The 3,288-nt window shown below is 47.9% G+C and carries 4 tRNA genes and 3 rRNA genes; all 7 read right to left on the bottom strand.

Annotated elements, in window-relative coordinates:
* Positions 1-430: 430 nt before the first annotated feature.
* Positions 431-506, bottom strand: a tRNA-Val gene (locus tag L4C54_RS24085).
* A 32-nt stretch (positions 507-538) separates the two neighbouring features.
* Positions 539-614 (bottom strand) — tRNA-Ala (locus tag L4C54_RS24080).
* A gap of 24 nt (positions 615-638) precedes the next feature.
* Positions 639-714 (bottom strand) — tRNA-Lys (locus tag L4C54_RS24075).
* Between the two features lie 2 nt (positions 715-716).
* Positions 717-792: transfer RNA gene (locus L4C54_RS24070), tRNA-Glu, on the bottom strand.
* Between the two features lie 122 nt (positions 793-914).
* Positions 915-2,459 (bottom strand): 16S ribosomal RNA (locus tag L4C54_RS24065).
* A 395-nt stretch (positions 2,460-2,854) separates the two neighbouring features.
* Positions 2,855-2,970: ribosomal RNA gene (gene rrf, locus L4C54_RS24060) — 5S ribosomal RNA — on the bottom strand.
* Between the two features lie 96 nt (positions 2,971-3,066).
* A 23S ribosomal RNA gene (locus L4C54_RS24055) occupies positions 3,067-3,288 on the bottom strand; the annotation flags it as partial.

Genomic DNA, 3,288 nt, shown 5'->3' with positions numbered 1-3,288 from the left:
TCTTTCATCGCCTCTGACTGCCAAGGCATCCACCGTGTACGCTTAGTCACTTAACCATACAACCCCAAAAGGTTTCTGTATGGCAACTAACCAAGGTGTAAACTCGTTGTCTCATTATTTGAATGAGCGAGACAACATTTCGATTTTGCCGGACTCAAATATTAAACAAACATTGCCGAAGCAATATTGTTTCCAAGAACACTTGAATGTGTGTTGGTACCTAAATGATTAAATCATCTAGGATTTGAGAACTTTTATTTTGAACAACAACCGATCAAAGTCGTTGTTCGTCAGCTTTCCAAATTGTTAAAGAGCGAGTGTTTACTTTTTCAAGTTAATCACTTTCTAAAGACTTTCGTCGACAAAAATCCGAACCAAATCCGCTATTGTGAATTGGTTTGGAAGTCAACATCCAAAAGTTTTTAGAGAGTGGTGGGCGATACCGGGCTCGAACCAGTGACCCCCTGCTTGTAAGGCAGGTGCTCTCCCAACTGAGCTAATCGCCCACATTTAGTTTTAATTCCTCTGTGGAGAAGAATGGTGGAGCTATGCGGGATCGAACCGCAGACCTCCTGCGTGCAAGGCAGGCGCTCTCCCAGCTGAGCTATAGCCCCAATTTTTATTTCCTTGGGAGGAAATGGTGGGTCGTGCAGGATTCGAACCTGCGACCAATTGATTAAAAGTCAACTGCTCTACCAGCTGAGCTAACGACCCAATGGTATCCCGTAGGGGAGTCGAACCCCTGTTACCGCCGTGAAAGGGCGGTGTCCTAGGCCTCTAGACGAACGGGACACTGCATTTATTTTCACTTAAAAAGCGAAAGTAAACTGTCGAAACATCTTGGGAGATGTTTCATTTCTCTTTACATTTTAAACCATCAATCTGTGTGGGTACTCATCGTGAAAATCATCGTATAAGGAGGTGATCCAGCCCCAGGTTCCCCTAGGGCTACCTTGTTACGACTTCACCCCAGTCATGAACCACAAAGTGGTGAGCGTCCTCCTCGAAAGGTTAAACTACCCACTTCTTTTGCAGCCCACTCCCATGGTGTGACGGGCGGTGTGTACAAGGCCCGGGAACGTATTCACCGTAGCATTCTGATCTACGATTACTAGCGATTCCGACTTCATGGAGTCGAGTTGCAGACTCCAATCCGGACTACGACGCACTTTTTGGGATTCGCTCACTATCGCTAGCTTGCTGCCCTCTGTATGCGCCATTGTAGCACGTGTGTAGCCCTACTCGTAAGGGCCATGATGACTTGACGTCGTCCCCACCTTCCTCCGGTTTATCACCGGCAGTCTCCCTGGAGTTCCCACCATTACGTGCTGGCAAACAAGGATAAGGGTTGCGCTCGTTGCGGGACTTAACCCAACATTTCACAACACGAGCTGACGACAGCCATGCAGCACCTGTCTTAGAGTTCCCGAAGGCACACCTGYGTCTCCRCTGGCTTCTCTAGATGTCAAGAGTAGGTAAGGTTCTTCGCGTTGCATCGAATTAAACCACATGCTCCACCGCTTGTGCGGGCCCCCGTCAATTCATTTGAGTTTTAATCTTGCGACCGTACTCCCCAGGCGGTCTACTTAACGCGTTAGCTCCGAAAGCCACGGCTCAAGGCCACAACCTCCAAGTAGACATCGTTTACGGCGTGGACTACCAGGGTATCTAATCCTGTTTGCTCCCCACGCTTTCGCATCTGAGTGTCAGTATCTGTCCAGGGGGCCGCCTTCGCCACTGGTATTCCTTCAGATCTCTACGCATTTCACCGCTACACCTGAAATTCTACCCCCCTCTACAGTACTCTAGTCCAACAGTTTCAAATGCAGTTCCGAGGTTGAGCCCCGGGCTTTCACATCTGACTTATTGAACCACCTGCATGCGCTTTACGCCCAGTAATTCCGATTAACGCTCGCACCCTCCGTATTACCGCGGCTGCTGGCACGGAGTTAGCCGGTGCTTCTTCTGTCGCTAACGTCAAGAGATAAGCGTATTAAGCTTACCCCCTTCCTCACGACTGAAAGTACTTTACAACCCGAAGGCCTTCTTCATACACGCGGCATGGCTGCATCAGGCTTTCGCCCATTGTGCAATATTCCCCACTGCTGCCTCCCGTAGGAGTCTGGACCGTGTCTCAGTTCCAGTGTGGCTGATCATCCTCTCAGACCAGCTAGGGATCGTTGCCTTGGTGAGCCATTACCTCACCAACTAGCTAATCCCACCTAGGCGTATCCAATAGCGCAAGGCCCGAAGGTCCCCTGCTTTGCTCCAAAGAGAATATGCGGTATTAGCCATCGTTTCCAATGGTTATCCCCCTCTACTGGGCAACTTCCTAGGCATTACTCACCCGTCCGCCGCTCGACGCCGAAGTAGCAAGCTACTTCTCGTTTCCGCTCGACTTGCATGTGTTAGGCCTGCCGCCAGCGTTCAATCTGAGCCATGATCAAACTCTTCAATTTAAGATTTTGTCGGCTCAATGAATACTGACTTCAAAACTAATATTTACCGAAGTAAATATGTAACTTTAAAGCTATTACCATTCCAACAGAATGGTAATGAATTGACTGTGCCAAATAACTACAAGTAGTTATTCGTATTGGTCACTCAGTTCATTGAAGCCCAAGTGTTTCCGAAGAAACTGTTTTTACCAAGGTAAAAACATTTTGGATTTTCATCAACGAGTGCCCACACAGATTGATAGGTTTAAATTGTTAAAGAGCTTTGCTTTCAATGCGTTAGCACCTAAGCAGGAGGCGTATAATACGCTTTCCACTTTGAAAGTCAACATAAACTTCTAAGTTATTCACTTAAAACTCTATGGTGACTCGTCTCATCGAGACAAGTCGAATTTAAAGCCTGGCGATGTCCTACTCTCACATGGGGAAACCCCACACTACCATCGGCGCTACTGCGTTTCACTTCTGAGTTCGGCATGGRATCAGGTGGGTCCGCAACGCTATGGTCGCCAAGCAAATTCTAAAATTCGGAAAACTGATTAATAAAAGTTCTATTTACACATTCAAATATGTTCTTGCTTTGAGTCCATCAAAACCCCTTGGGTGTTGTATGGTTAAGCCTCACGGGCAATTAGTACAGGTTAGCTCAATGCCTCACAGCACTTACACACCCTGCCTATCAACGTTCTAGTCTTGAACAACCCTTAAGGGCACTTAAAGTGCCAGGGAAGACTCATCTCAGGGCTCGCTTCGCGCTTAGATGCTTTCAGCGCTTATCGATTCCGAACTTAGCTACCGGGCAATGCCACTGGCGTGACAACCCGAACACCAG

The organism is Vibrio lamellibrachiae, assembly GCF_050337265.1.
Lineage (GTDB): Bacteria > Pseudomonadota > Gammaproteobacteria > Enterobacterales > Vibrionaceae > Vibrio > Vibrio kyushuensis.
This window is presented reverse-complemented; position numbering and strand designations above follow the sequence as displayed.